The following is a 25,163-nucleotide window of genomic DNA, read 5'->3' as shown; positions in this document are numbered from 1 at the left end:
GGCCCCACGTCCACTCGCTGTCCTCATCCGAGCCGGAGCTCCATCCAGTTGAGGTTGATGGCGCCGACGTCGCTGGCGCCCCGCCCGATGGTCACCAGGTTGAGGCCCGCCTGCAGCCGCAGCTTGGTGCTCTGGTTGTCCCACTGGTCCCAGCTCGTCGTCGACGGGAAGGTCACCTTCTGCGGTCCGTCCACCACGGTGCGGTCGGCGCGCTCGCTCGAAACGGTCATGGTGCTCGAGGAGGCCAGGCCGTTCGCATAGCGCCAGCGCACGGAGTACGTGCCGGCGCGTGGCGCCTCGACGGCGAAGGTGACCAGGGCATCGCCCGGCTCTCCGCCGGCCTCGAGCTTGTCGGCGAAGCCGGACCCGTCGTACCCCGCGTGGTTGTTGTTGAAGTTCGCGCCGCCGCCCCAGGTGGCCCACGCGGCGTGGAAGCGCGTCACTCCGCGCTGCGGGGTGATGTGGAAGAGGGCGCTCGCGTGCGGTGCCAGGCTCGCCCGCGCCTCGGTGCGCAGGCCGAGGTCACGCCGGGCCCAGACGTCTCGGACCTTCGCCGAGCCGGCGATGCCGAGGTCGCGGCTGGAGTGCAGGGACTTCTCGACGGTGTCGGTGTCGCCCCGGTTGAAGAGGGCGACCACCCACGACCCGTCGGGCAGCTGGCCGGCCCACCGCTCGGTGTCGCGTGACGTCGGGTCCTGCGAGTAGGGCGTGCCGTTGTAGTAGTACGGCTTGCCCACCAGGCCCTGCTCGTGCAGGCGCAGCACCTCGGGCTGCGTGAAGACCCAGCCGCTGGAGCCGATGTCGGAGTAGAGGTCGGCGATCGCGATGGGCGACCCCGCGATCGTCATCAGGGTGACCGCGGTCTTGCGCTCCTCGTCCGAGGCGAAGGTGTGCGCCCGCAGGAAGTCGCCGTCCAGGATCAGCTGCCCGCGACCGTTGCGGTGCGACCAGCCGGTGAACCCGCAGAACGGGTTGAACCAGTTGGGCCAGGCGTTCTGCCAGTCCTGGCGTCCGCCGCTCAGCCGCTCCCAGCCGCCCTTGTCGGCGTCGGCGTTGATGCGCACCATGTCGCCGTTGGCGAGCTCCGCCACCGCGTTGTCGAACAGGTGCGGCATGACCAGCGACACCTCCATCGAGTCGCCCGCCGCCTCGTTGATCCAGTGCAGCGCCTTGACGTAGTTGTCGCGGCCGTGTGCCGCGTTGACCCGCCCGATGTTGGCGTCCATGCCGTCCTCGTACCAGGACAGGAAGTCGATGCGCAGAAACGGGACGCCGATCTTCTTGAAGTAGTCGACGTAGCCCTGGACGTACTCGCGCGCGCCCGGCTTGGTGACGTCCACCCAGTACAGGCTGTTGCCGCCGATGTCACGCGCGAAGAAGTCGTTCTCGGCGACGATGTCGGCGATCTTGACGTCGGGTCGACCGACGACGGTCTTGGTGGGGTCCTCGACGGCGGCCCGGTGCACCCAGAGCGGGTTGTAGTAGACGCCGAGCGTCATCTTGCGCTGGGCGAGGTAGGCGGCCCAGTAGGCCCAGTCGTGGGTCCACGCGTCGTTGTAGCTCCTGATGTAGCCGTGCTCCGTGGTGCGCGAGGAGCCCTCGATCCACCCGTCGGTGCAGGCCATGTCGTAGCCGCTGGGCGCGAAGTCGCTGGCCAGCCAGTCGATGTTGGCCTTCCACTCGTCCTCGGGGATGGGCGCGTTGTGGGGGAAGGACCAGCCGTAGATGTTCCAGTAGAGCGGGCCGGCGCCCTTGCGGGTCCACGGGCTGTTGCGGCTCGCCCGGGTCAGGGGAGCGGCCGGGAGCGACCCGCGGGCCGTCGTGGCGCCTGTGGTGGAGGGCGCGGTGGCGCGGGTTGCAGCGTAGGCCGGGTCGGCCAGCTCGAGGGCGGTGGCCAGGGAGATGAGTCCGCTGGAGGCCAGCAGGGCGCGTCGGGTGATCGCCATTGATCGTGCTCCTTGGGGTGCGAGGTCGGGGGACTGTCCGAAAGGGGCCGCGACGTCGCCGGGTTGGCGATATGCGGCTTTTGCGTCACCTCGACCATCCTCCTCTGAATTAGATGCGTCAAGCACTAAATTGCAGGTCGGGCGGGACCAACGGCCCTGACCTGCACCGTCCGGCAGCCACATCATGGAGTCGGGCCGGTGGGCGCGGCGCTCCCTGCGCGTCGTCGCTCACCGGCTCCTCTGACCCCGCTCCGCGCGTTGCGACCCCCGTTTCGATCGTCGGGTTGAGCACAAGGGCCCGGGGACGCGATGGACAGGAGGGCGTCATGGACGCAGGCAGTGGCACCACCGGTCGGGGCATCGTCGTGGCCTTCGACGGGTCACCCGGGTCCGAGGTCGCGCTCGACTGGGCGGCCGCCGCCGCACGGCGCCAGGCCAAGCCGCTGACCGTCGTCCTCTGCGTCGACATGGCGGCGGTGCCGCTCGACCCGGTCTACTCACCCGACGACCTGCCCCGCGAGATCCGTGAGGGCGCCCAGGCGACGCTCGACCGCGGCGTCGAGCGGGCCAAGAACTTCGCCAAGCCGCCGGACGTCGACGGCGTCATCGTCGTCGGCACGACCGCGGCCGAGGTGGTGCTCGCGTCCAAGGACGCCGAGCTCGTCGTCATCGGCTCCCGCGGTAGAGGTCGCCTGGCCGCCGGGCTGCTCGGCTCCGTGTCGTATGCCGTTGCGGCGCATGCCTTCAGCCCCGTCGTGGTCGTCCGCGGCGAGACCGTCGTCCACCCCGACACCGGCCACCCGGTGGTCGTCGGCGTCGACGACAGCGACGCCTCGCACCGGGCCGTGGCGCGCGCCGCCGAGATGGCCGCCGCCGCGGGCGCGCCGCTGCGCATCGTCCACGTCGGGCGGCTGCGCTCGCCGGAGGGGTGGGCCTACGTCGAGGACCACGCCGCCGGCACCGAGCACTCGCACGCCGTCCGCGAGCGGGCGCAGACCATCCTCACCCGGGCGCGCGACCGCGTCCTCGCCACGCACCCCGAGGTCGAGGTCGAGACCGAGGTCCTCTTCGGCGAACCGGGGCACGTGCTCGCGCCGTACGGTGCCCGCGCAGGGCTGCTCGTGGTGGGCAGCCGCGGCCGCGGCGGCTTCGCCGGCCTCATGCTGGGCTCGGTCAGCCACACCGTGATCCACGAAGCCGGCTGCCCCGTCATGGTCGTGCGCTGAGAAGGCGCCGGACCAGAGGCGCCGACCGCTCACCTCGGTGCCGACCACGTGCGTTCACACCGGTGCCGACCACCGACGATGACACCCGTGTAACTCATGCACTTGGCGGAGACGTGCTCATCCGAATGGGCTGAACCAGCCGTCTGAGGCGCGGAGCACCCGTTGGGCGGCCTTAGCGTGGTGAACGCAGGAGCAGTGACCCCCATATCTGCTCACTCCCGGAGGACGTCCCCCAATGCGAAAGTCTCTCGCGCTCATCACCGCTGCCCTGGCCCCGCTCGGCCTCGCTTCGGCGATCGCCACGGCGGTGCCGCAAGCCGCGTCCGGCGCCACCGCGACCTACAAGCTCACGACGATGAAGCTGCCCAACGGCACGTCGGTCCCGTTGCGCTGGAACGGTTGCCAGAAGGCCGTCACGTGGAAGGCGAACCTCGCCGCCGTGCCGCTGGCGCAGCGCACCGCGGTCCTCTCCGAGACCAAGACCGCCGTGGCCCGCATCGCCAGCTACACCGGGTTCACCTTCTCCTACAAGGGATACTCGACCGAGGTGCCGACGCCGGGCTCGATGGCCAAGCAGTCGGCCGAGCTGGTCGTGGCCTACACGAGCCCCACGAGGACGAGGTACGACCTCTCCGGCTCGATCCTCGGCCAGGGCGGCCTCTACGGCGCCTGGGTCTCCCGCACCTCGAGCGGGCGGACGACCTACACGACCGCGGCCCTGCGCGGGTTCGTCGTCATCGACACCCCGCAGATGCTGGCGCAGACCTCCGCCGGCTTCGGCGCGGGCGCCCGCCGCACCAACCTGCTGCTGCACGAGCTCGGCCACGCGTTCGGCCTGCAGCACGTCTCGACGACGACCCAGCAGATGTACCCCACGCTCACCAGCCGTTCGCCCAGCGGCCTCGCCTCCGGCGACCGCTACGGCCTCTACAAGTCGGGCCGGGCCGCGGGCTGCATCAACACCGCGTACATGCCGCTGGCGGACCTCAGCTGACGCACCGGGGCACCCCCTCCCGGGCGCGACCGGCTCACCCGGCGGGCTAACGTTCGCCGGGTGAGCCCAGCCCGCCACCACGCCGTGAACGACCCCGCCGTCCAGCGCCGCACCATCGCCACCCTCGTCGGGTCGCAGGTGCTCGGCGGCGTCGGCGTCGCCAGCGGCGTGGCCGTCGGGTCGCTGCTCGCCGAGGACGTCAGCGGCTCCGCCGACCTCGCGGGCCTCGGCGGCACGTTCCAGGTGCTCGGCGGCGCGCTCATCGCGGTGCCGATGGCCCGGCTCATGGCCCGTCGTGGCCGCCGCCCGGGGCTCGGGCTCGGCTACCTGCTCGGCATCGTCGGGGCCGTGGTGCTCATCACCGCGGGGGTCGTGCGCAGCTTCCCGCTCCTGCTGCTCGGCAGCGTGCTGTTCGGCGGCGCCACCACGTCCAACAGCCAGGCGCGGTACGCCGCGGCCGACCTCGCCGAGGACCGCCACCGCGGGCTCGACCTCAGCGTCGTGGTCTGGGCGACCACCATCGGCGCCGTCCTCGGGCCCAACCTCGTCGGGCTCGCCGGCACCGTCGCCGACGCCCTGCACCTGCCGGCGCTGACCGGGGCGTTCGTCTTCTCCCTCGCCGGGTTCGTGCTCGCGGCCGTGCTCATCACGCTGCGCCTGCGCCCCGACCCGCTCCTGCTCTCCCGCGAACGCGCCCGCGCCGCCGCGGCCGCCGCCGCGGCTGACGCCGGCTCGGACGACGAGGTCGAGGCGCCGCACGGCTCGGTGGTGCGCGGGTTCCGCGTCGTCCGCCAGCGCCCGGCTGCCCTGCTCGGGCTGGTCGCCGTCGCGCTCGGCCACATGACGATGGTCAGCGTCATGGTCATGACCCCGCTGCACATGCACCACGGTGGCTCGACCCTGCGCCTGATCGGCCTCGTCATCAGCATCCACATCCTCGGCATGTACGCCCTCTCCCCGCTCGTCGGGACCGCGGTCGACCGGTTCGGCGGCCGTCCCGTGGCGATGGTGGGCTCCGTCGTGCTCGTGGTGGCCACCCTGCTCGCGGCCCAGGCGCCGACCGGGTGGTCGCCCGGCCTCGCCATCGGGCTGTTCCTCCTCGGCGCCGGCTGGTCGTGCACCCTCGTCAGCGGCTCCACCCTCATCGCCGGCGCCGTGCCGGTCGCCGACCGCGCCGGCGCCCAGGGCGCGTCCGACCTGGTGATGGGGCTGGCCGCCGGCGGCGGAGGTGCCCTCGCGGGGCTGGTGGTGGGCACGGCTGGGTACTCCGTGCTGGGCCTCGGCGCAGCGGTGGTGGCGGCCACGATCGGGCTCACCGCGGCGTTCCTGCGGGATGCCGGTCCCGGCCCGCGAGACGGCGGTGCGCACGCCGGCCACACGCCGCCGACACTGGACCCGGTCGACAGCCACGTTCGTTAGCCTGCACAGGTGAACCAGCCGACCGACGAGACCCCCACCGCCCCGGCTGCCGACAGCGACCCCCGTGGTGAGCGCGTCGCCGCCGCGGTGAAGACCTGGCAGCGCCACCTGGTCGACCTCGGCGGTCGCAACACCCTGCTCTGGTACCGCGACCTGCCCAGCGGCACCCTCGACCTCACCACCGCACACCCCGGCGGCCTCGCCATGCTCCTCGCCGGCCGCCCGACCCGCCTCTCCGACCTGGTCCGCGAGCCCGCGGCCCTCGACGAGGCACGGCGCCGCGCCCGCACCATCCGCTCCAAGACCCTCGAGCTGTCCGAGGAGCGCGGCATCGCGGCCGGGTTCATCGCGATCGGTATGGCGACGTGGACCGTCCGCGGCGCCTCCCGGCCCCCGGCCGCCCCCGTCCTGCTGCGCTCCTGCGTGCTCAGGCCCACCGGTGCCGCCCGCGAGGACTTCGACCTCGACCTCGGCAACGACGTCGAGCTCAACCCCGTGCTCGAGCACTACCTGCGGTCCGAGCAGGGCCTCGAGCTCGACAGCGAGGCCCTCGAGGACCTGGCCACCACGGGCGCCAACTTCGACCCCTACCCGGTCTACGAGCAGCTGACCAAGCTGTGCTCCGCCGTCCCGGACTTCCACGTCACCCCGCGGCTGGTCGTGGGCACCTTCTCCTACGCCAAGCTGCCCATGGTCGCGGACCTCGCGGCGCAGGGCAGCGCGCTCGCCGACCACGACGTCGTCGCCGCGCTCGCCGGTGACCCGGGGGCCCTGCGCGCGGTGCGCACCCAGGTGCCCGAGTCGCCCGCGGACGCCGACCCGTCGCACGAGCTGCTCATCCTCGACGCCGACTCCACCCAGCAGGCCGCCATCGACGCCGTCCGCTCGGGCGCCCACCTCGTCATCAAGGGCCCGCCCGGCACCGGCAAGTCGCAGACCATCGCCAACCTCGTCGCCAGCCTCGCCGGTGAGGGCAAGCGGGTGCTCTTCGTCGCCGAGAAGCGCGCCGCCATCGACGCCGTGCTCAGCCGACTCGAGGGTGTCGGCCTGGGTGACCTGGTCCTCGACGCCTACGACGGAGCCAGCAACAAGCGACGCCTGGCCCAGCAGTTCGGCGCAGCGCTGGAGCGGGGCACCGCCACCCGGGAGCCCGACACCACCGAGATCGAGCGCACCCTCGTCGAGCGCCGTGCCACCCTCGTCGACCACGCCGCCGCGCTCCACGAGGTCCGCCAGCCGTGGGGCGTCTCCGCGCACCAGGCGCAGGAGGCCATCGCCACCCTCAGCGACACCGCGCACCCGCCCACGTCCCGGGTGCGGCTGCGTGGTGAGCAGCTCGCCGGGCTCGACCGGCGCCGGGTGCAGGAGCTGGGGCGCGAGCTCACCGAGGCCGCCTCGCTCGGCGCCTGGTCGACCGGCGCCGACACCGACCCGTGGTTCGGTGCACGCATCGCCACCTCCGAGGAGGCCCTCCGTGCCCGCGACATCACGAGCCGGCTCAGCCAGGGCGAGCTGCAGGACGTCGAGCAGACCATGGTCGAGGTCTTCTCCGAGGTGAGCCTCCCGCAGGCCGAGCGCGTCAGCGACTGGGGTGCGGTCCTGGAGTCGGTGGGCCGTGTCCGCGACACCCTCGAGGTGTTCCGCCCCGAGGTCTTCGACATCCCGCTGGGCGACCTCGTCGCCGCCACCGGGTCCAAGGCCTACCGCGAGGCCGACGGCGTCGCGCTCGGTGCCTACGCCCGTTGGCGCCTTCGCCGCCAGGCCCGTTCGCTGCTGCGCCCGGGCCCCCCGCCGGCCGACCTGCACGCAGCCCTGCTCGACGCCCAGCAGCAGCGCACCTCCTGGCAGGCGATGGCCGGCGCCGGTGGGCGCCCCGAGATCCCGGTGGACCTCGACCGTGCCCGCACGGCATACCGCGCTGTCGCCGACGACCTCACCTGGCTCGGTGAGCGGCTGGCCACCACGCCCGCCGGGGGCGACCTCATGGGAGCGCCGCTGCCCGAGCTCAGGATGCGCATGGCCGAGCTCGACGCCCGGCCCGACCGGCTCACCGTGGTGCCGCGGGTCCTCGGCGTCCTTGACGACCTTCGCGCCTCCGGGCTCGGTGCCCTCGTCGACGACCTGGCCCGCCGCGGCGTCGAGCCCGACGACGTCGCCGCCGAGATGGACTTCGTCTGGTGGACCTCGCTGTCCGAGGACCTCGTCGTGCGCGACCCCCGCTACGGCGCCCACGACGGTGCACAGCTGCAGCGGGTGGCCCGCGAGTACGTCGCCGCCGACCACGCCCACCTGCAGGCCAGCGCCGAGCGCGTCCGCGCCGGTGCCGGTCGACGGCTGCGCGAGGTGCTCGCCGACCACCCCGAGCAGGAGGCGCTCGTGCGCGCCGAGGCGGGCAAGTCCCGTCGGCACCGCCCGCTGCGCGACCTGCTGCCCCGGGCGGGGGAGACCCTCACGGCTGCCAAGCCGGCCTGGGCGATGTCGCCGCTGGTCGTGGCGTCGGTGCTGCCGCCGGGACGCTGGTTCGACGTCGTGATCTTCGACGAGGCGTCCCAGATCCCGCCTGCCCAGGCCGTGTCTGCCATCTCGCGCGCCCACCAGGTCGTGGTCGCCGGCGACGAGCGTCAGCTGCCGCCCACGAGCTTCTTCACCTCCGCGGTCGACGAGGAGCTCGCCACCGACAACGACACCCTCACCGAGGGGTTCGAGTCGGTCCTCGACGTGCTCACCGCCGCGCTGCCGACGCGCCGCCTGTCCTGGCACTACCGCTCGCTCGACGAGCGGCTCATCGCGTTCGCCAACCGGGAGATGTACGACGGCTCCCTGGTCACCTTCCCCGGCAGGGGCACCGACCCGGTCGTCCGGCTCGAGCCCGTCGACGGCTCCGGGGTCGTCCAGCCGGGCGAGGAGGCCATCGAGTCGACGGAGGCCGAGGTGAGCCGGGTCGTCGAGCTGGTGCTGGAGCACGCGCGCACCCGGCCGCAGGAGTCGCTCGGCGTCATCGCCCTCGGCATCAAGCACGCCACCCGCCTCGACGACGCACTCCGCCGGGCGCTGCTCGAGGCCGACGGCGTCGGCGACTTCTTCGACGAGGACCGCCCCGAGCGCTTCTTCGTCAAGAACCTCGAACGCGTGCAGGGCGACGAGCGCGACGCCATCATCCTGTCCGTCGGCTACGGCAAGACGCCGCACGGCCGGGTGCTGCACCGGTTCGGCCCGCTCAACCTCGAGGGCGGTGAGCGGCGGCTCAACGTCGCCATCACCCGCGCCCGTCGCCGGATGACGGTTGTCTCGTCGCTGCTCGCCTCCGACCTCGACCCGACCCGGCTCAAGGCCCGGGGAGCGGTCATGCTGCGGGACTACCTCGCGTACGCCGCTGACGGCTCGCTCCCCGGCGCCCACACCGACGCTGGGTCCGTCGCTGACCCGGCAGAGACGGGTGAGGCCATGGCGCCCGCGGAGGTCGCGGACGCCCCCGCGGAGCTCCTCGACGCGCCCGACGAGGACAGCACGGCACCGGTCCCCGAGGCCGTCGCAGCGGAGGCGCTGCCGGTGGTGACCGGGGGACCGGTCCGCGCCGAGTTCGCCCGGCGACTGCGCCAGTCCGGCCTCGTGGTGCACGAGGCGTTCGGCGGGGCGGGCCACCCCATCGACCTCGCGGTCGAGGACCCGGAGCGTCCCGGTCAGGTGCTGGTCGCCGTGGAGACCGACGGCCTGGAGTACGCAGCGATGCACAGCACCCGTGACCGTGACCGGCTGCGGGGTGAGCAGCTCGAGCGCCTCGGGTGGGAGCACCTGCGCGTCTGGACGACCGACCTGTTCCGCGACCCCGCGCGGGACGTGTCGCGGGTGCATGCCGCGGTGCAGCGGGCTGCGGCGCGCCGCGCCGTCGAGGAGGCCGCTCGACCCCGGCGAGCCACGGCTGCCGCGACCCGACTCGAGCCCCAGCCGCCGGTCGTGGTCGAGCAGCAGCCCGCTCCGCCAGAGGCGCCGGAGGAGGCCCAGCTCACCTTCGACGGCCTCGAGGCTGAACCCGACGAGTTCACCCCGGCACCCGACGTCGGCGCCCGCAAGCGCCGGGTCCGCGGACGCCGGGCGACCTCCAAGCCCGAGCAGACCAAGGACGACACCGACGCCGGCTGGGGCGAGCGCGAGGACCTCTCGGCCCACGACCGGTGGCTGTTCGAGCAGCGGCCCCCGCACTGGGGCAGGGACTGACGTCCTACGCAGGTGCCGCTGGACGCCGAAGGCGCCGAGACCCGTCGGGGTCCCGGCGCCTTCGGCTTTGCTGGGTGGCTCAGACCGGCCGGTTCAGGGCGTCGCGGATCTCGCGCAGCAGGACGACGCTCTCGTCCGGTGCCTCGTCGACCTCCGGCGCCCGGGTGAACCGTGCCTTGGCCGCCTCGTACGGCTTGACCACGAAGAAGTAGACGACGAAGGCCATGAGCAGGAACGCGAACAGCGCGGTGAGGAACGGGCCTACCGACAGGAGGCCGCCCGGCTTGAAGTCGTCGAAGTTCTTGGCACCCCCGGCCTTGCCCACCAGCTCGATGATGATCTTGGTGAACGTGGTGACCACTGCGGCGAACGCAGAGCCGATGATGAAGGCGACGGCAAGCTCGACGAGGTTGCCCCGCATGATGAAGTCCTTGAAACCCTTCATGGAAATCCCGGCCCTTTCCTGGAATGAGGTTGACCAGACTCACGGTAGCGGCGCAGGCCGCCGGCGCGAACGTCCCGAGCGCCGGGCCTTCTGGCGGGGGTGCGTCAGCGAGGGCGCAGGACGAGGGACAGCTGGGGCCGTCCGAGGGCGTCCTGCTGGGCGGCGGCGAGGCCGAGGATGGTGGGCTGGTCGACCGCCACGACGACGCCGGCGTCCTTGAGGTCGTAGCCGCTGGAGGAGCCCGGGCCCTGCAGCACCGAGCCGAAGTCGGTCGTCACCACTGGGTCGACGCTGAGGACGGGTGCGCTGTGGGCGACGATGCCGGTCGGCCCCACGAGGTCGACCCGGTCGCCGGGACGCACCATGGACACGGCCCGGACGTCGGGGATGGTCACGTGGAAGGCGACCAGGTCGATCGGCTGACCGGCGAGCACGCTCTCGGGCCGGACCCGGCGCGTGGTGACGGCCTCGCCGGCGCTGAGCGCTGCCGTGACCGGCTTGCCCACGACCTGGGCGAGCTGGTGAGCGGCGTCGTCGGGGACCAGGTCGGCAGGGAACAGCACGGTGCGGACCGCCTCGGGGGTGGCGACCTCGCCGACGGCCAGCGGGCGGGCCGCCACGACGACGGCCACCAGCCGGCTCCGCTCGGGGGAGCGAGCCACCGCGACCAGACCCAGCACCGCAGCGCCCGCGCACAGGGCGGCCAGACCGCGTCGCAGGACCCGTCGACGCCAGGCCCGGCGCCGACCCGGGCCCTGCAGCCACCGCCAGGCTGCTGACAGCTCCACCCCGCTGGCCGGCCTGGGGCTCACGGCCGCGGGCCGGGTGTCGGCGAGGAGCCCATGGCTCAGGCCGGCAGCTCAAAGGGAAGGGTGATGCCGTCGAGAGCCCGGCGACAGGCGCACGTCGCGCTGTCGTCGGCTTCCGCCTCCGGCATCGCGCCCAGAGCCGACCGGAGGACGGACTTCAGGGCGTCGACGTTGCGGGCGAAGACGGCCAGCACCTCCTCGTGGGTGACCGCCTCACCGCCGTGCACGCCGGCGTCGTGGTCGGTGACGAGGGCGACGGTGGTGAAGCACATCGCGAGCTCACGGGCGATGGCCGCTTCCGGCATGGCGGTCATCCCGACGATCGACCAGCCCGCCTGCTGGTGCCAGAGCGACTCGGCCGTCGAGGAGAAGCGGGGACCGTTGATGACCACGAGGGTGCCCGAGTCGGCGACCTCGAGCCCGGCGTCGTGGACCGCCTTGGTGGCCACCTCTCGACCGCGGGGGCAGTAGGGGTCGGCGAACCCGACGTGGACGACCGAGCCCTCCGCGTCGTACACGGTGTGCTCGCGGCCCCAGGTGCGGTCGACGACCTGGTCGGGCACGACCACGGAACCGGGGCCGAGCTCGGGCCGCAGCGAACCGACCGCGCAGGGGGCGAGGACCTGCCGGACTCCGACCGAGCGCAGCGCCCAGAGGTTGGCGCGGTAGTTGACCTTGTGCGGCGGGAAGCGGTGGCCCTGGCCGTGGCGGGCGATGAAGGCGACCCGGCGGCCGTCGACCTCACCGATGACGACGTCGTCGCTGGGGTCACCGAACGGGGTGGTCACCCGCACCCGCTCGGCGTGGTCGAAGAACTCGTAGAAGCCCGAGCCGCCGATGAGGCCGAGGTCTGCGCGCGGATGCCCTGAGGTCATGCGGCCAGCCTACGCAGCGAGCGCGCTGCGGGCCGGGCGGTGAGGGGCGCTGTGGACAACAGGTGGGAGCGACGTCCCCTGTGGACGAGCGGGGCCCGGCCGGGCAGGTGAGGTCAGGCGAGTGAGACCAGGTAGGCGCGGGGCCGGGCGCCTGCGGGGTCAGGCGGCCGAACCGGCCGAGGAGCTCGAGGAGGAGCCGGAGCCCGACGAGGAGGTGGACTTCGACGCCGTACCGGTCCCCGAGGTGGACCCGGAGGTCGAGCTGCTGTCGGACGAGGAGGAGGACGACGACGAACCGCCCTCGCTCTTGGCGGCGGAGACCGAGGCGGAGGAACCGTTGCGCGAGTCGGTGCGGTAGAAGCCGCCGCCCTTGAACACGACGCCGACCGCGCTGAACACCTTGCGCAGGCGTCCGTCGCACTCGGGGCAGACGGTGAGCGAGTCGTCGGTGAACGACTGGACCGCGTCAAAGCGGTGCTGGCACTCGGTGCAGGCGTAGGAGTACGTCGGCACGGTTCCTCCAAGGGTCTGGCGGCCGGGTCTGGCCGGGACGGACGGTGGGCGGTGGGGTGCGGTCACGACCACGGTCGAGGACTGGCACTCCCACCTCTCGACTGCCAACTATAAGGCCGGGAGCGCCCTACTTCTTCCCGTCGCCGGCCCGCCCGTGCCTGCGGCCGGCCACCGCAGCGAGCGCCCGCTCCACAGCGGTGCCCGAGATCCGCTCGACCCCGGCGGGGCCGCGGTCCGCCACAGCGGCGGGTCCGCGCACGGGTCCCCGGTCCGGCCTGGGCTCGCGGCTGCGTACCGGGGTGGCCCAGCCGGCGAGCCGGCCGGCCTGGCTCACCTCGCGCACCCGCTTCTCAGCCTTGGCCCGGACGCCGGCGGTCGCGACGATGAGCAGCTGGTCGCCGCGCCGGACCGCGGTGTTGACCTCGGGGACGAATCCGTGGCCGTCGCGGACCACGAGGGTGACGTTGGCTCCCTGCGGGAGGCGCAGCTCGAAGATCTCGACGCCGTGGAGCTTGGACGCCGGCCCGACGGTGACCTGCATGAGCTCGGCGTCGAGCTCCTCCAGCGGCGTGGCCTCCACGGCGAGGTCGAGCGTGCGGTAGTCCTCGACGATCCCCAGGCGCTGGGCCACCCACGGCAGGGTCGGCCCCTGCACGACGGTGAAGATGACGACGAGGACGAAGACCAGCTCGAAGATCCAGTCGACGTTGCGGGCCCCGACGGTGAGGGGCACGGTCGCGAGCACGACGGGTACGGCGCCGCGCAGCCCGGCCCACGACAGGAACACCTGGTCGCGCCAGCCGAGGCGGAAAGGGGCCACCGACGCCAGGACCGACAGGGGCCGTGCGATGAGCAGCAGCACCAGGCCGATCACGGTCGCGGGCAGCACCTGGTCGAGCATCTTGCTGGGCGAGGCGAGCAGGCCGAGCAGGACGAAGAGCCCGATCTGGGCCACCCAGCCCAGGGCCGTCGACAGCCCCTGCACGGCCGGGCGGTGGGGCAGGTGGAGGTTGCCCAGGACGAGGGCGGCGAGGTAGCAGGCGATGAAGCCGCTGGTGTGGACCGTGGCCGCCGCGGCGTAGGCGAGGACCGTGAGGGCGACGACCCCGATGCTGAAGAGGCCCGAGGAACCGGTGGCGGCCCTCCGCATGAAGTGCGCACCGAGCCAGCCGACGGCCAGCCCGATCGCGGCGCCGACACCGAGCTCGACGACCGCCTTGAGTGCCAGCGTGAGCCAGCCCTCGGCCTCTGCCGGGTCGGCGCTGCGTGCCGCGAGGGCGGTCACGAGGATGACGACGGGGGCGTCGTTGAACCCCGACTCCGCCTCGAGCATGCCGGTGATGCGCCGGGGCAGCGGCACGCGACGCAGCACCGAGAACACCGCCGCGGCGTCGGTGGAGGACAGGATGGCGCCCACGAGCAGCGCGGTGTTCCAGTCGAGGTGCAGCACGAACCGCGCCGACAGCGCCACGACCAGCACCGACACGATGACGCCGACCGTCGACAGCACCGCGGCCGGGGCGACCGAGCGCCGGATCCCCTCCCACTTCGTGCTCAGGCCGCCCTCGGCGAGGATGAGGATCAGCGCGGCGTACCCGAGCACCTGGGTGAGCTCGTTGGAGTCGAACTCGATCCCGAACGGACCGGACTCGCCGATGGCCAGCCCGATGCCGAGGTAGATGAGCAGCGAGGGGAGCCCCGACTTCACCGACAGCCGCACGGCCGCGACCGCGACGAGCAGGACGAGGGAGCCCACCAGCAGCGCCGGGGTGAGGTCGTGCAGCGTGAAGGACGCGGACGAGCCGGCGTCCGAGGTGAGGGCGGACGCGACCGTGACGGGCGGTTCGGTGAAGCCTGTGCCCACGGCCCGTCACGTCCTTTCCCCGTCAGTGGTGCGGATAGTCTCGCAGGGTGTCTCGCGTCATCCTTGCCCGCCGCATCGCCATCGCGGTGGCGGCCCTGCTCGTCGTCGTCCTCGGAATCGTCGCGGTCCTGGCGGTGACCTGGGTCCGGCGTCCGTTCCCCGTCACCGAGGGCGAGCTGACCGTGCCGGGTCTGCAGGGCAAGGTCCAGGTCATCCGCGGCGACCACGGGATCCCGCAGATCTACGCCGACACCGCCGACGACCTGTTCCGCGCCGAGGGTTTCGTCCACGCCCAGGACCGCTTCTTCGAGATGGACCTGCGCCGCCACATCACCTCCGGCCGGCTCTCCGAGCTCGTCGGCAAGGGCGGCCTGGAGACCGACCGGGTGATCCGCACCCTCGGCTGGCGGCGCGTGGCCGAGGCCGAGCTGCCGACGCTCAAGCCCGAGACGCGGCGCTACCTGCAGGCCTACGCCGACGGCGTCAATGCCTACATCCACCAGCAGGGCACGCCGTCGAAGATGTCGCTCGAGTACGTCGTGCTCGCCCAGAAGGTGCCCGACTACCGCGTCGAGGACTGGACGCCGGCCGACTCCCTCGCATGGCTCAAGGCCATGGCGTGGGACCTGCGCGGCGACTACTCCGCCGAGCTGATGCGCGCGCGCCTGGCCGGCTCGATGCCGCTCAGCCAGATCAACGAGCTGTTCCCCGCCTACCCGTACACGGCCAACAAGCCGATCCTCTCAGGCGACGAGTGGTCGCCCACCACGGGCGCGCCCACGACCGCCACCGGTACGACGCCCACTGACGCCGGCTCGGCGATCCCCTTCTCCTCGGCGCCGGCCAAGGCCGCTTCCACCAAGGCCTCCGGCACCGACCCCGCCGTCGCCGCCGAGACGGGACCGGGGGCGCAGCGCGCGTATGCCGCCGTGTCCAAGGCGCTCGCCAGCGTCCCGGTCACGATGGGGCGGGGCGACGGCATCGGCTCCAACTCGTGGGTGGTCTCCGGCTCGCGCACGAGCACCGGGAAGCCGTTGCTGGCCAACGACCCCCACCTCGGCGTGAGCATCCCCGGCATCTGGTACCAGGTGGGCCTGCACTGCCGCACCGTCGGCAGCAGCTGCCCCTTCGACACCGCGGGCTACTCCTTCGCCGGGCTGCCGGGCATCGTCATCGGGCACAACCAGTCGATCGCCTGGGGGTTCACCAACCTCGGCCCCGACGTGAGCGACTTCTTCCTAGAGCAGGTGCGGGGGAGCACCTACCTGCGCGACGGCAAGCAGGTGCCACTGACCATGCGCACCGAGACCATCAAGATCGGTGGCGGTGGGGAGGAGACCATCACGGTGCGGTCGACGGCCCACGGGCCGATCCTGTCCGACGCGATCGACGGCGTCGCGAAGGCGGGCGAGGGACCGCCCGTCAACGGCAAGACCAGCCCCGGCGACTACGAGGTCGCCCTGCAGTGGACCGGGATCCAGGTCGGGCAGACGGCCGACGCGATCTTCGGCCTCAACAAGGCCACCAACTTCGCCGAGTTCCGCGCCGCCGCCAAGGACTTCGCGGTCCCCGCGCAGAACCTGCTCTACGCCGACACGGCAGGCAACATCGGCTACCAGGCCCCCGGAGTCATCCCGGTCCGCAGCCGCTACATGCAGAACGCCCCCGGTTACTGGATCCGCCCCGGCTGGGTCTCCTCGTGGGACTGGAAGGGCTACGTGCCCTTCGCCCAGATGCCGTACGCGTACAACCCGCCGAAGGGCTTCATCGTCGCCGCCAACCAGGCGGTCACCGAGAGCAGCACGCCCTTCCTCACCACGGAGTGGGACTACGGCTTCCGCAGCCAGCGCATCCGCGACCTGCTGGAGAAGGACCCGAAGGTCACGCCCGCGGCCATGTCGCAGATCCAGGGCGACACCCGAAGCCAGTTCGCGCCCACCCTGGTCAAGGCCCTGCTCAAGGTCGACCTCGGCAACGACGACTTCACCGAGCAGGCGCAGGACCTGTTGCGGCACTGGGACTTCACCACCCCGGCGGGCAAGAGCCCCGCGGGTGCTGCCGCCGCCTACTACAACGCCGTGTGGTCGAGCCTGCTCGACCTGACGTTCGACGACGAGCTGCCCAAGGACCTGCGCGCCAACGGCGGCGACCAGTGGATGGAGGCGATGAGCCAGCTCCTGGCCAAGCCGCGCTCGGCATGGTGGGACGACAAGCGCACCGCCGGCGTCACCGAGGGGCAGTCCGAGATCCTGCGCAAGGCCCTCGTCGACGCCCGCCTCGACCTGACCCGCGAGCTCGGCAAGGACCCCTCGGACTGGGAGTGGGGCCAGCTGCACACCCTCACGCTGACCCACCAGGTGCTCGGTGGCGACGACGTCCCCGGCATCGTGCGCCAGCTGTTCAACCGCGGGCCCATCGAGATGCCAGGTGGCTCGGCCATCGTCGACGCCAACGGCTGGGACGCCAGCAAGGGTCTCGACGACGCGAGCCGGTCGCAGGCGTTCAAGGTGGACTGGGCGCCCTCGATGCGGATGGTCGTCGACCTCTCGAACTTCGACAGGTCGCGCTGGGTCAACCAGACCGGCAACAGCGGCCACGCGTTCGCCGACCACTACAACGACCAGTCCAAGGCATGGGCCAAGAACGAGCTGTTCGACTGGCCATACAGCGCGGGCGCCGTCAAGGACGCGGGCGGCGACGAGCTCACGCTCGTGCCGGGCGGGTCCTCCAGCTAGGAAGGCGCCGGAGCCCCGTGGCCGCGGTGATGACGGCGTCCACGGGGAGGTCGTGCTCCTCGTGGGGCAGGGCCTCGCGGGCGACCTCCCACGGGTGCACGACCGCCACACGCACGCCGTCGGTGCGGGCGAGCGCCCGGTCGTAGCAGCCCTTCCCCTGGCCGATGCGCGTCCCGGCCCCGTCGACGGCGTGCGCCGGGACGAAGACCACCGCAGCGCGCCCGACCGCGTCCCTGCCCAGCGGCACGTCGGAGCCGGCCTCGCGCCAGTCGAGGTCCCAGTCGGGGAGCGTCACCGGGAGCAGCACCCGTACGCCGCGTCCCTGCAGCGCCGCGACCAGCGCCTCCGTCGGGGGCTCGGTGGGTGTCGACTCGTACGCCGCCACCCAGCCGCCGCGTCCCACCCCCGCCTCGTGGGCCACCTCCAGGGCGAGCAGCGCGATGGACTCGGCGTCGGCGGCCCGGTCGCGGGCAGGCACCCGCTCGCGCCGCAGCACACGAAGCCGTCTACGCAGCTCCGCCTTGTCACCGGTGATGGGCGGGAACGGCTCCGGGGGCGGGGTCGGGACGGACACGGGTCCATGGTGCAGCGCAGCGAACCCGAGCCGCGAGCGGGGTGTCGCGAATAGGGTGGGTCCATGAGCAGCGAGAACGCCCGACCCGTCACCAAGGCCGTGATCCCCGCCGCCGGCCTCGGGACCCGCTTCCTGCCCGCCACCAAGGCCACTCCGAAGGAGATGCTGCCGGTGGTCGACAAGCCGGCGATCCAGTACGTCGTCGAGGAGGCCGTGCGCGCCGGGCTCGAGGACGTGCTCATCATCACCGGCCGCAACAAGGCGGCCCTGGAGGACCACTTCGACCACCAGTGGGAGCTCGAGCAGGCGCTGGAGGCCAAGGGCGACCAGTTCCGCCTCGAGCGGGTGCGCGAGTCCGCCGCGATGAAGGTGCACTTCGTGCGCCAGGGCCAGCCCAAGGGCCTCGGCCACGCCGTCCACGTCGCCAAGGAGCACGTCGGCGACAACCCGTTCGCCGTCCTGCTCGGCGACGACCTCATCGACGCCCGCGACCACCTCCTCGAGGAGATGCTCAAGGTGCGCGAGGAGAAGGGCGGCAGCGTCATCGCCCTGATGGAGGTGCCGCGCGAGTCGGCCCACCTCTACGGCTGCGCCGCCGTCGACCAGCGGGAGGGCGACGTCGTGCGCATCACCGGCCTCGTCGAGAAGCCCGACCCCGCCGACGCCCCCAGCAACCTCGCCGTCATCGGCCGCTACGTGCTCGACCCGTCGGTCTTCGGCGTGCTGGAGAACACCCCGCCCGGCCGCGGCGGCGAGATCCAGCTGACCGACGCCCTGCAGACCCTCGCCGCGTCCACCGAGCCGGGCGGGGGTGTCCACGGCGTCGTCTTCGGGGGCCGCCGCTACGACACAGGCGACCGCCTCGACTACCTGAAGGCCGTGGTCCGCCTCGGCCTCGACCATGCCGAGCTGGGCTCCGACTTCGGCGAGTGGCTGGACGAGTTCGCCGCCGACCGGGCGGGTGCCAACGGCAGCAACGGCGCCGGCGCCGCTGAAGGCGCCGACGCGGCGGAGGCCACGTCGAGGTGATCTCGGTCGAGCAGCACCTCGACCGGATCCTCGGCACCGTCAGGGTCATCCGGCCCTTCGAGCAGGGCGTCCTCGACGCCCAGGGCTGCGTCCTCGCCGAGGACGTCACGGCCCGCGGCTCCCTGCCCGGCTTCACCAACTCGGCGATGGACGGGTACGCCGTGCACGCCCAGGACGTCGTGGGCGCCACCGAGGACGACCCCGTCGTCCTGCCGGTGGTCAACGACATCGCCGCCGGCAACACCAACGCCCTGTCGCTGGCCCAGGGCCAGACGATGCGCATCATGACCGGAGCCCCGATGCCCCGGGGTGCCGACGCCGTCGTCCCGGTCGAGGTCACCGACGGCGGGGTGGTCCGGGTGCAGGTCCGGGTGCCCTCCGTGGTCGGCCAGCACGTCCGCGAGGTGGGGGAGGACGTCGAGCAGGGCGTCACCATCCTGCGTCGCGGCACGCTGCTCGGCCCCGGCCAGATCGCGCTGCTCGCCGCCGCGGGCGTCGCCCGGGTGAAGGTGGTCCCGCGTCCGCGCGTGGTCGTGCTCTCCACCGGCGACGAGCTCGTCGACGTGGGCACCACGCCGGGGTTCGGCCAGATCGTCGACTCCAACTCGCTCATGCTCACCGCAGCCGTCACCTCGGTGGGGGTCACGCCGTACCGCGTGGGCGGGGTGCCCGACGACGCCCGGGCGCTGCTGGACACCCTCGAGGGCCAGCTCGTGCGGGCCGACGCCATCATCACGACCGGCGGCGTCTCGATGGGCGCGTTCGACACGGTCAAGGAGGTGCTGTCGCGGGTCGGGACGGTGCAGTTCGACAAGGTGGCGATGCGCCCGGGGATGCCGCAGGGGTTCGGCGTGCTCGGTGACGACCAGGTCCCGGTCTTCACCCTGCCCGGCAACCCGGTGAGCGCGCTGGTGTCGTTCCACGTGTTCGTCGCACCGGCGCTGCGGGCCATGGCGGGGCGGCCGGAGCCCGCCTTCCCGCCCGGCTACGTGCCGGCCGTCGCGGGGGAGGCGTTCAGCTCGGTGCCCGGGAAGATGGAGTTCCTGCGGGTCGTCCTGGACGACGACCGCGCGCGCCTCGCCGGTGGGCAGGGCTCGCACATGCTCGGGGCCCTCGCGGCGGCCGACGCGCTCGCCGTCATCCCACCGGAGGTGACGCAGGTCGAGGTCGGTGACGCCCTCGAGTGCCTGCCGCTGCTCGGGAGGGAGGGCCAGTGAGCGACGAGACGACGCGGGCGACCCAGAGGTCCGGGCTGACCCACGTGCGGGCGGACGGCTCGGCCCACATGGTCGACGTCTCGGCCAAGGACGTCACGGCCCGCCAGGCCAGTGCCGCCGGTCGGGTCCTGTTGTCCTCCAACGCAGTTGCAGCCCTGCGCGACGGCAACGTCCCCAAGGGTGACGCCCTCGCGGTGGCCCGCATCGCCGGCATCCAGGCGGTCAAGCGCACCCCCGAGCTGATCCCGCTCGCCCACCCGATCGCCGTGCACGGCGTGGCCGTCGACCTCGAGGTGGTCGACGACGGCGTCGAGGTCGTGGCGACCGTCCGGACCGCCGACCGCACCGGGATCGAGATGGAGGCCCTCACTGCGGTCGCCGTGGCCGCCCTCGCGCTCATCGACATGGTCAAGGCCGTCGACAAGCACGCCCGCATCACCGACGTCCGGGTCACCGCGAAGTCCGGCGGCCGGTCCGGCGACTGGGCGGAGCAGCCGTGAGCCCCCGGGCGGTCGTCGTCACCTGCTCGACCCGGGCAGCCACCGGCGTGTACCCCGACCGCGGGGGTCCCCTGGTCGTGGAGGCACTGCGGGGGTGGGGGTTCGAGGTCGAGGACGCGACCGTGGTCCCCGACGGCCCGGCCGTCGCGGAGGCGCTGGAGGCAGCGCTCGCGTCGGAGCCCGACCTGCTCGTCACCACCGGCGGCACCGGCCTCTCGCCCACCGACGGCACGCCGGAGGCGACCCGGGCCGTGCTCGACCGTGAGGTCAGCGGCATCGCCGAGGCCATCCGGTCGGCCGGCGTCGCCGCCGGGGTGCCCACGGCGATGCTGTCCCGAGGGCTCGCGGGCACCGCGGGCCCGACCCTCGTCGTCAACCTCCCCGGCTCGACCGGGGGCGTGCGCGATGGCCTCGCGGTCCTCGAGCCCGTCGTGCAGCACGCGCTGTCGCAGATCAGGGGCGGCGACCACTGATGGTCGTGTGGCCGGTTGAGCTCCACGGCACGACCCCTCATGGGGACGAGGTGGTCCTCGACGCGCTGCGCCGCAGCGACCGGCACGAGTGGACCCGGGTGCGCTCGCTCAACCGCGACTGGCTGGGTCCGTGGGAGGCCACCGCCCCCGAGCAGGACCCCCGGCCGGTGTCGTTCGCCGGCCTCGTCCGGCACTACCGCAGCGAGGCCCGGGCCGGCCGGATGCTGCCCTTCACGATCCGCACCGACGGACGGCTGGTCGGGCAGGTCGTGCTCTTCGGCATCTCGTGGGGATCGCTGCTGTCCGCGGCCGCGGGCTACTGGGTCGACCAGAAGGTGGCAGGGCGAGGCGTCGTGCCCACGGCCCTGGCTCTGGCCGGTGACCACGCGTTCGGTGCGCTCGGGCTGCACCGCCTCGAGGTCAACATCCGCCCCGAGAACGCCAACAGCCTCGCCGTGGTGCGCAAGCTGGCCTTCCGCGACGAGGGCGTGCGGGCTGCATACCTGCACATCGACGGGCAGTGGCGCGACCACCGGACGTTCGCGCTGACCACCGAGGACCTCGGCGGGCACACCCTCGCTGAGCGTCTGCACAGCAACCACACCAGTCACATTGGCGACACACCGCCGCACGTCCCCGAGGGGCCGAGCCGGGCCACCTAACGTCGTGTCCGTGCAGCCCAGCAGTCTCGTCTTCCTCGTCATCATCGCCGTCTGGGCTGCCTATTTCGTGCAGTACTGGGTGCGTCGTCGCGAACACCTCGCCACCGCCCGGTCCGTCGACCAGTTCTCCGAGTCGATGCGCGTCCTCGAGCGTCGCACCGCCCTGCCCGTCGCCGACCTCTCGGTGCCCTCACCCCGCTCGTATGCCGTGAGCCCGGCCCGAGCCGTCCGCGCGCAGGTGCTCGTCAAGCGCGCCGAGACCACGACCTTCACGATGACCGCCACCCCCGGCGCGACCACCCGCCCGGCCCCCTCCGCTGACCTCGAGGCCGTCGAGGGGCTTCGCGACGGGGCCTGGGGCTGGGAGGAGCCGGCGCCCGCACCGGGCAAGGCCGGTCGCGACACCGGCCACGAGCTCGCCCCCGCCGCAGTCCGTCCAGCCCGCAAGGTCCGCGGCCTGACGCTGCTCGCCTCGCTCGCCGCGGTGCTGCTCGCCCTGCCGCTGGCGGCTTTCGGGGCGCTGCCCTGGGTCGCCGTCCTGGTGCCGGTCGCTGCCGTCGTCGGCTCCGTGGCCTGGGTTCGCCAGGCCGTGGCTGCCGAGCAGGCCGCGCGCCGCGCCAGCCGTCCCACCGCCGAGCGCCCGGGCGCGCAGCGTCCGGCGCCCCGTGCCGCGGCCGTGCCCACCGCGCCCCGTCGCCCGGTCGAGCGCGAGCAGGCGACCCGCCCCGCCGCGTCCTCCGGCGCCTCGACCCAGCTCGAGTCCCACACCGAGTCCCACACCGAGTCCGAGCCCGACGACACGGTGACGGAGGCCCCGGCCCAGCCGGCTGCCTCCGCGCTCTACGACTTCCAGGAGGTCGAGCGCGGACTGGCCGCCCCGGCCACTGCTGCCCCCGCTGCGCCGCAGCCGACGCCGGCTGCGGCCGTCGAGCCCGCTGCCGAGCTGGTCGTCCCCGCCCGGCCCCTGGTCGACGAGGACGACATCCCGCTCACCTGGGACCCGGTCCCCGTGCCCCGCCCGACCTACACGATGAAGTCGCGCGCCACCCGTCCCGCCCCGACCGCCGCCGACCTGGTGGGCGACGCGGACACCGAGTACGCAGCGTACGAGCAGGAGCCTGCCCGCCGCGTCGCCGGCGCCTGACGCCCGCACCGCCGCTCCGCGCGGACGACCCCGTCGCCGCGGTGACGGGCTAGCGCCCGCCCCACACAGCCCGGGCGCCCGCGTCGCCGGCCAGGGCGACGATGACGGCCGTGCCGACGGCGCTGCCCACGACCAGTACCGCCACCGTGGTCCGCACGGCCCGGCTGGTGCCACGCCGCAGCAGCAGCCACTGCGCGAGGGTGGTGACGGCGAGCGCCGCCGCCCAGGGCAGCACCATCGAGCCGAGCGACCGGTGGTGGTTGATGAACGCCGGGTTGCCCAGGTGGGCGGCGAGGTCGTTGCCTGCGCGCGTCGTCACGGGCACGGCCACCAGCCCCACCACAGCGCCGAGGGGCACCAGGAAGGTGAGCTTGCGCTGCGCCGCCGGCCACACGCTGACCGCCACGGCGCCGAGCGCGGTGAGGGGCAGCAGCACCACGACGAGGTGGACCAGCAGGGCGTGGGCGGGCAGGCCGTTGATCTGCACGAGACCTCCTCAGTACCCGCCGCGGGTGCCGCCGGTGAGCATCGAACCGTCTGGACCCACTGCATACCAGACCTTGCCCACGCCCTGCCCGGCCACGTCGCCGGGCTTGGTGTCCTTGGCGAAGAGGTAGAGCGGGCGGCCGTCGAGGGTGACCTGCTTGGTGCCGTCGGGGAGGGTGATGGTGCCGACGGTCCCCTTGACGCCGTCGACCTTCGGGGCGGCTGAGGTGGTCGTCACCGGTGGCCACAACGCGGCGCACTGGCCGGTGCAGCTGCTGGTGCCGGAGCCGGGCTTGTCCTTGGTGAAGACGTAGGTCGTCATCTTCGAGCCGTTGACGACGATCTCGCCCAGGCTGCTCTTCGCCACGCCGAGGTCGGCTGCTGAGGAGGACGAGCTGGAAGACGAGGACGAGCCGGGCGACGAGGACGAGGAGCCGGCGGATGACGAGCTCGAGCTGGCAGAGGCCGAACCACCCGACGAGCCACAGCCTGCCAGCGCCGCGACCGCGAGGAGGGCCGCCGCTGTCGTGGCGGCCCGGGGGAGGAAGGTGTCCATGGCGCTTGGACGAGATGGCCCCGCCCGGAGTTCACCGGGCTCTCGTTCGGCGGTCGAGGTCAGGGCGCCGGTGAACGTCTGGGCGGGCTGTGTCGTCCTTTACCCCGACGGCCCCGGGCGGGGAGGATCAGGAGTCGGCACCGGTCGGCGGAGGTGGCGAGGTGGAGGCAGCGCAGCGGCAGGCGGCCCTGCAGGGCCTGCACGACCGCCATGCCCCGGAGCTGTGGCGGTTCGCCGTGCGGCTGACCCGTGACCCGCAGGTGGCCGAGGACCTCGTGCAGGAGTCGCTGCTGCGCGCGTGGCGCGACCCCGAGCTCGGCGGCCGCAGCGACGCCCAGGCGAGGGCGTGGCTGTTCACGGTGGTGCGCAACCTGGTCGTCGACCGGTGGCGCAGCGCGGCCAGCCGCCACGAGGTGGCCGGCCTCGACTGGGTCGACCCGGTGACGGGCGACCGGACCGGTGAGGTGCTGGACCGCTGGCTCATCGCCGACGCCCTGGGCTCGCTGTCCGCGGACCACCGCCGCGTGGTGGCCGCCGCCTACTACGAGGGGAGGACCGTGGCGGAGATCGCGGCCGAGCTGAGGATCCCGGAGGGGACCGTGAAGTCCCGCCTCCACTACGGCCTGCGCAGCCTGCGGCTCGCCCTGCAGGAGAAGGGGGTGACGCGCGCATGAGCCACGCCGACGTGTACGCGGACTGGGACGCTGCCTACGTGCTGGGTGCCCTCACGGGTGCCGAGCGGGCGGAGTACGAGGACCACCTCGCGGGGTGCGGCCGGTGCCGCGACGCGGTGGCCGAGCTCGCCGGCATGCCCGGGCTGCTCGGTCAGCTCAGCCCGGCTGAGGCGATGGCGGTGGACTCCGGCTCCCGCGCGCCCCTGCCCGGTGAGGTCGACGACCTCGACGTGCCGCCGCCCTCCTCGCTGATGCCCGTGCTGCCGCTGCCGCTGACCCCCTCTCGCCCCCGCACCTGGCTGGCTCCCATGGCGGCCGCTGCGGCTGCGCTGCTCATCGGGGGCGCGGGCGGGTATGCCGTGTCGGAGGCGCGGGGCGGCTCACCGGCCGACCGTCCACAGGCCACGGCGGCCGCGGGCAGCAGGTTGGCGTTCGCGCCCGTGCAGGCCTCGCCGATGACGGCCGTCGTGGACGTCGTGCCGACTGCGCTGGGGACCGAGCTGCGGGTCGAGTGCCAGTACGCCCAGCTCGGGGCGGCCGCCGGTGCGGTTGCGTCCGGGAGCGTCACGGGTACGGGCTCGGCCACGGGTCCCGGGCAGGACTATGGCGACGACGCCGGGGTGCACTACGCGATCTGGGTCGTCGGGCGGGACGGCAGCAACGCGCAGGTGAAGGACTGGACCGCCCGCTCGGGCCGGGTCATGCACCCCTCCGGTGTCACGAAGCTGCCGGTCGACCGGATCGCTGCGGTCGAGATCCGCCAGGTCGACACCGGCGACACCGTGATGCGCGCCCTCCTCGGCTGAC

22 protein-coding genes are annotated in these 25,163 nt (G+C 73.3%); 13 read left to right on the top strand and 9 right to left on the bottom strand.

Translation table 11 applies throughout. The annotated features are described in order from the left end of the window. Nucleotides 1-23: 23 nt before the first annotated feature. Nucleotides 24-1,946 (bottom strand): carbohydrate-binding protein, encoded by a 1,923-nt coding sequence (locus ASG70_RS00635; RefSeq protein ID WP_056881933.1) that lies wholly within the window; start codon nucleotides 1,944-1,946, stop codon nucleotides 24-26. A 326-nt stretch (nucleotides 1,947-2,272) separates the two neighbouring features. On the opposite strand from ASG70_RS00635, the gene ASG70_RS00630 reads away from it, so the two are divergent. The 4 genes from ASG70_RS00630 (at nucleotide 2,273) to ASG70_RS00615 (ending at nucleotide 9,800) form a co-directional block, all read left to right on the top strand. Continuing rightward, the gene (locus ASG70_RS00630) at nucleotides 2,273-3,172 is read left to right on the top strand and encodes a universal stress protein (protein WP_056881932.1); all 900 of its coding nucleotides are present in this window, start codon (nucleotides 2,273-2,275) and stop codon (nucleotides 3,170-3,172) included. 235 nt (nucleotides 3,173-3,407) lie between these two features. Beyond that, on the top strand, nucleotides 3,408-4,166 hold the full coding sequence (locus ASG70_RS00625) for a matrixin family metalloprotease (RefSeq protein ID WP_056881931.1): 759 nt from the start codon (nucleotides 3,408-3,410) through the stop codon (nucleotides 4,164-4,166). Between the two features lie 60 nt (nucleotides 4,167-4,226). Then, entirely contained in the window at nucleotides 4,227-5,585 is a 1,359-nt protein-coding gene (locus ASG70_RS00620; RefSeq protein ID WP_156399749.1) for an MFS transporter, read from the top strand. 9 nt (nucleotides 5,586-5,594) lie between these two features. After that, nucleotides 5,595-9,800: an AAA domain-containing protein gene (locus tag ASG70_RS00615; RefSeq protein ID WP_056881930.1), complete on the top strand. Its 4,206-nt coding sequence runs from the start codon at nucleotides 5,595-5,597 to the stop codon at nucleotides 9,798-9,800. Between the two features lie 79 nt (nucleotides 9,801-9,879). Here the strand turns inward: ASG70_RS00615 and mscL are convergent, their stop codons facing one another. The 5 genes from mscL to ASG70_RS00590 all read right to left on the bottom strand — a co-directional run bounded on the left by mscL (nucleotide 9,880) and on the right by ASG70_RS00590 (nucleotide 14,306). Continuing rightward, nucleotides 9,880-10,245 carry a large conductance mechanosensitive channel protein MscL gene (mscL, locus tag ASG70_RS00610; protein WP_056881929.1) on the bottom strand — a complete coding sequence of 122 codons (366 nt, stop codon included), beginning with the start codon at nucleotides 10,243-10,245 and terminating at the stop codon, nucleotides 9,880-9,882. A gap of 104 nt (nucleotides 10,246-10,349) precedes the next feature. Beyond that, nucleotides 10,350-11,057, bottom strand: a complete 708-nt coding sequence (locus ASG70_RS00605) for an SAF domain-containing protein (protein ID WP_162253874.1) — start codon at nucleotides 11,055-11,057, stop codon at nucleotides 10,350-10,352. A gap of 35 nt (nucleotides 11,058-11,092) precedes the next feature. Next, nucleotides 11,093-11,929: an S-methyl-5'-thioadenosine phosphorylase gene (locus ASG70_RS00600; RefSeq protein WP_056881927.1), complete on the bottom strand. Its 837-nt coding sequence runs from the start codon at nucleotides 11,927-11,929 to the stop codon at nucleotides 11,093-11,095. A gap of 159 nt (nucleotides 11,930-12,088) precedes the next feature. Next, nucleotides 12,089-12,442, bottom strand: a complete 354-nt coding sequence (locus tag ASG70_RS00595; protein ID WP_056881926.1) for an FmdB family zinc ribbon protein — start codon at nucleotides 12,440-12,442, stop codon at nucleotides 12,089-12,091. A gap of 127 nt (nucleotides 12,443-12,569) precedes the next feature. After that, complete coding sequence (locus ASG70_RS00590; protein WP_082589851.1) at nucleotides 12,570-14,306, bottom strand: potassium/proton antiporter; 1,737 nt, start codon at nucleotides 14,304-14,306, stop codon at nucleotides 12,570-12,572. Nucleotides 14,307-14,353: 47 nt separating this feature from the next. Between ASG70_RS00590 and ASG70_RS00585 the strand changes: the two genes are divergently transcribed. Continuing rightward, on the top strand, nucleotides 14,354-17,041 hold the full coding sequence (locus ASG70_RS00585) for a penicillin acylase family protein (RefSeq protein ID WP_056881925.1): 2,688 nt from the start codon (nucleotides 14,354-14,356) through the stop codon (nucleotides 17,039-17,041). Here ASG70_RS00585 and ASG70_RS00580 read toward each other — a convergent pair. Next, nucleotides 17,010-17,615: a 5-formyltetrahydrofolate cyclo-ligase gene (locus ASG70_RS00580; RefSeq protein ID WP_056881924.1), complete on the bottom strand. Its 606-nt coding sequence runs from the start codon at nucleotides 17,613-17,615 to the stop codon at nucleotides 17,010-17,012. The two genes, ASG70_RS00585 and ASG70_RS00580, sit on opposite strands and share 32 nt — an antisense overlap. A 63-nt stretch (nucleotides 17,616-17,678) precedes the next feature. Between ASG70_RS00580 and galU the strand changes: the two genes are divergently transcribed. The 6 genes from galU (at nucleotide 17,679) to ASG70_RS00550 (ending at nucleotide 22,640) form a co-directional block, all read left to right on the top strand. Beyond that, entirely contained in the window at nucleotides 17,679-18,644 is a 966-nt protein-coding gene (galU, locus tag ASG70_RS00575) for a UTP--glucose-1-phosphate uridylyltransferase GalU (RefSeq protein ID WP_056881923.1), read from the top strand. Further along, nucleotides 18,641-19,861 carry a gephyrin-like molybdotransferase Glp gene (glp, locus tag ASG70_RS00570; protein ID WP_056881922.1) on the top strand — a complete coding sequence of 407 codons (1,221 nt, stop codon included), beginning with the start codon at nucleotides 18,641-18,643 and terminating at the stop codon, nucleotides 19,859-19,861. Before galU ends, glp begins: the two co-directional genes overlap by 4 nt. Nucleotides 19,862-19,929: 68 nt before the next feature. Then, on the top strand, nucleotides 19,930-20,361 hold the full coding sequence (gene moaC / locus ASG70_RS00565; protein WP_082589912.1) for a cyclic pyranopterin monophosphate synthase MoaC: 432 nt from the start codon (nucleotides 19,930-19,932) through the stop codon (nucleotides 20,359-20,361). Next, entirely contained in the window at nucleotides 20,358-20,834 is a 477-nt protein-coding gene (locus tag ASG70_RS00560) for a molybdenum cofactor biosynthesis protein B (RefSeq protein WP_056881920.1), read from the top strand. The genes moaC and ASG70_RS00560 overlap by 4 nt, the downstream gene beginning before the upstream one ends. Then, nucleotides 20,834-21,496 (top strand): GNAT family N-acetyltransferase, encoded by a 663-nt coding sequence (locus ASG70_RS00555; RefSeq protein WP_056881919.1) that lies wholly within the window; start codon nucleotides 20,834-20,836, stop codon nucleotides 21,494-21,496. Before ASG70_RS00560 ends, ASG70_RS00555 begins: the two co-directional genes overlap by 1 nt. A gap of 10 nt (nucleotides 21,497-21,506) precedes the next feature. Next, nucleotides 21,507-22,640 carry a hypothetical protein gene (locus ASG70_RS00550; protein ID WP_056881918.1) on the top strand — a complete coding sequence of 378 codons (1,134 nt, stop codon included), beginning with the start codon at nucleotides 21,507-21,509 and terminating at the stop codon, nucleotides 22,638-22,640. Between the two features lie 49 nt (nucleotides 22,641-22,689). Here the strand turns inward: ASG70_RS00550 and ASG70_RS00545 are convergent, their stop codons facing one another. Both ASG70_RS00545 and ASG70_RS00540 read right to left on the bottom strand, forming a co-directional pair. Further along, entirely contained in the window at nucleotides 22,690-23,127 is a 438-nt protein-coding gene (locus tag ASG70_RS00545) for a DUF2231 domain-containing protein (RefSeq protein ID WP_056881917.1), read from the bottom strand. A 9-nt stretch (nucleotides 23,128-23,136) separates the two neighbouring features. Then, nucleotides 23,137-23,682, bottom strand: a complete 546-nt coding sequence (locus tag ASG70_RS00540; RefSeq protein WP_056881916.1) for a hypothetical protein — start codon at nucleotides 23,680-23,682, stop codon at nucleotides 23,137-23,139. A gap of 161 nt (nucleotides 23,683-23,843) precedes the next feature. Here ASG70_RS00540 and ASG70_RS00535 point away from each other — a divergent pair, with 161 nt between their 5' ends. Together ASG70_RS00535 and ASG70_RS00530 are read left to right on the top strand one after the other, a co-directional pair. Further along, entirely contained in the window at nucleotides 23,844-24,356 is a 513-nt protein-coding gene (locus ASG70_RS00535) for a sigma-70 family RNA polymerase sigma factor (protein ID WP_056881915.1), read from the top strand. Then, complete coding sequence (locus tag ASG70_RS00530; protein WP_056881914.1) at nucleotides 24,353-25,162, top strand: anti-sigma factor; 810 nt, start codon at nucleotides 24,353-24,355, stop codon at nucleotides 25,160-25,162. Before ASG70_RS00535 ends, ASG70_RS00530 begins: the two co-directional genes overlap by 4 nt. Nucleotide 25,163: the final 1 nt, after the last annotated feature.

It is taken from the genome of Phycicoccus sp. Soil748 (genome assembly GCF_001428025.1).
Taxonomy (GTDB): domain Bacteria; phylum Actinomycetota; class Actinomycetes; order Actinomycetales; family Dermatophilaceae; genus Pedococcus.
Note: the sequence above shows the minus strand (reverse complement) of the source record. Positions and strands in the feature narration are given on the sequence as shown.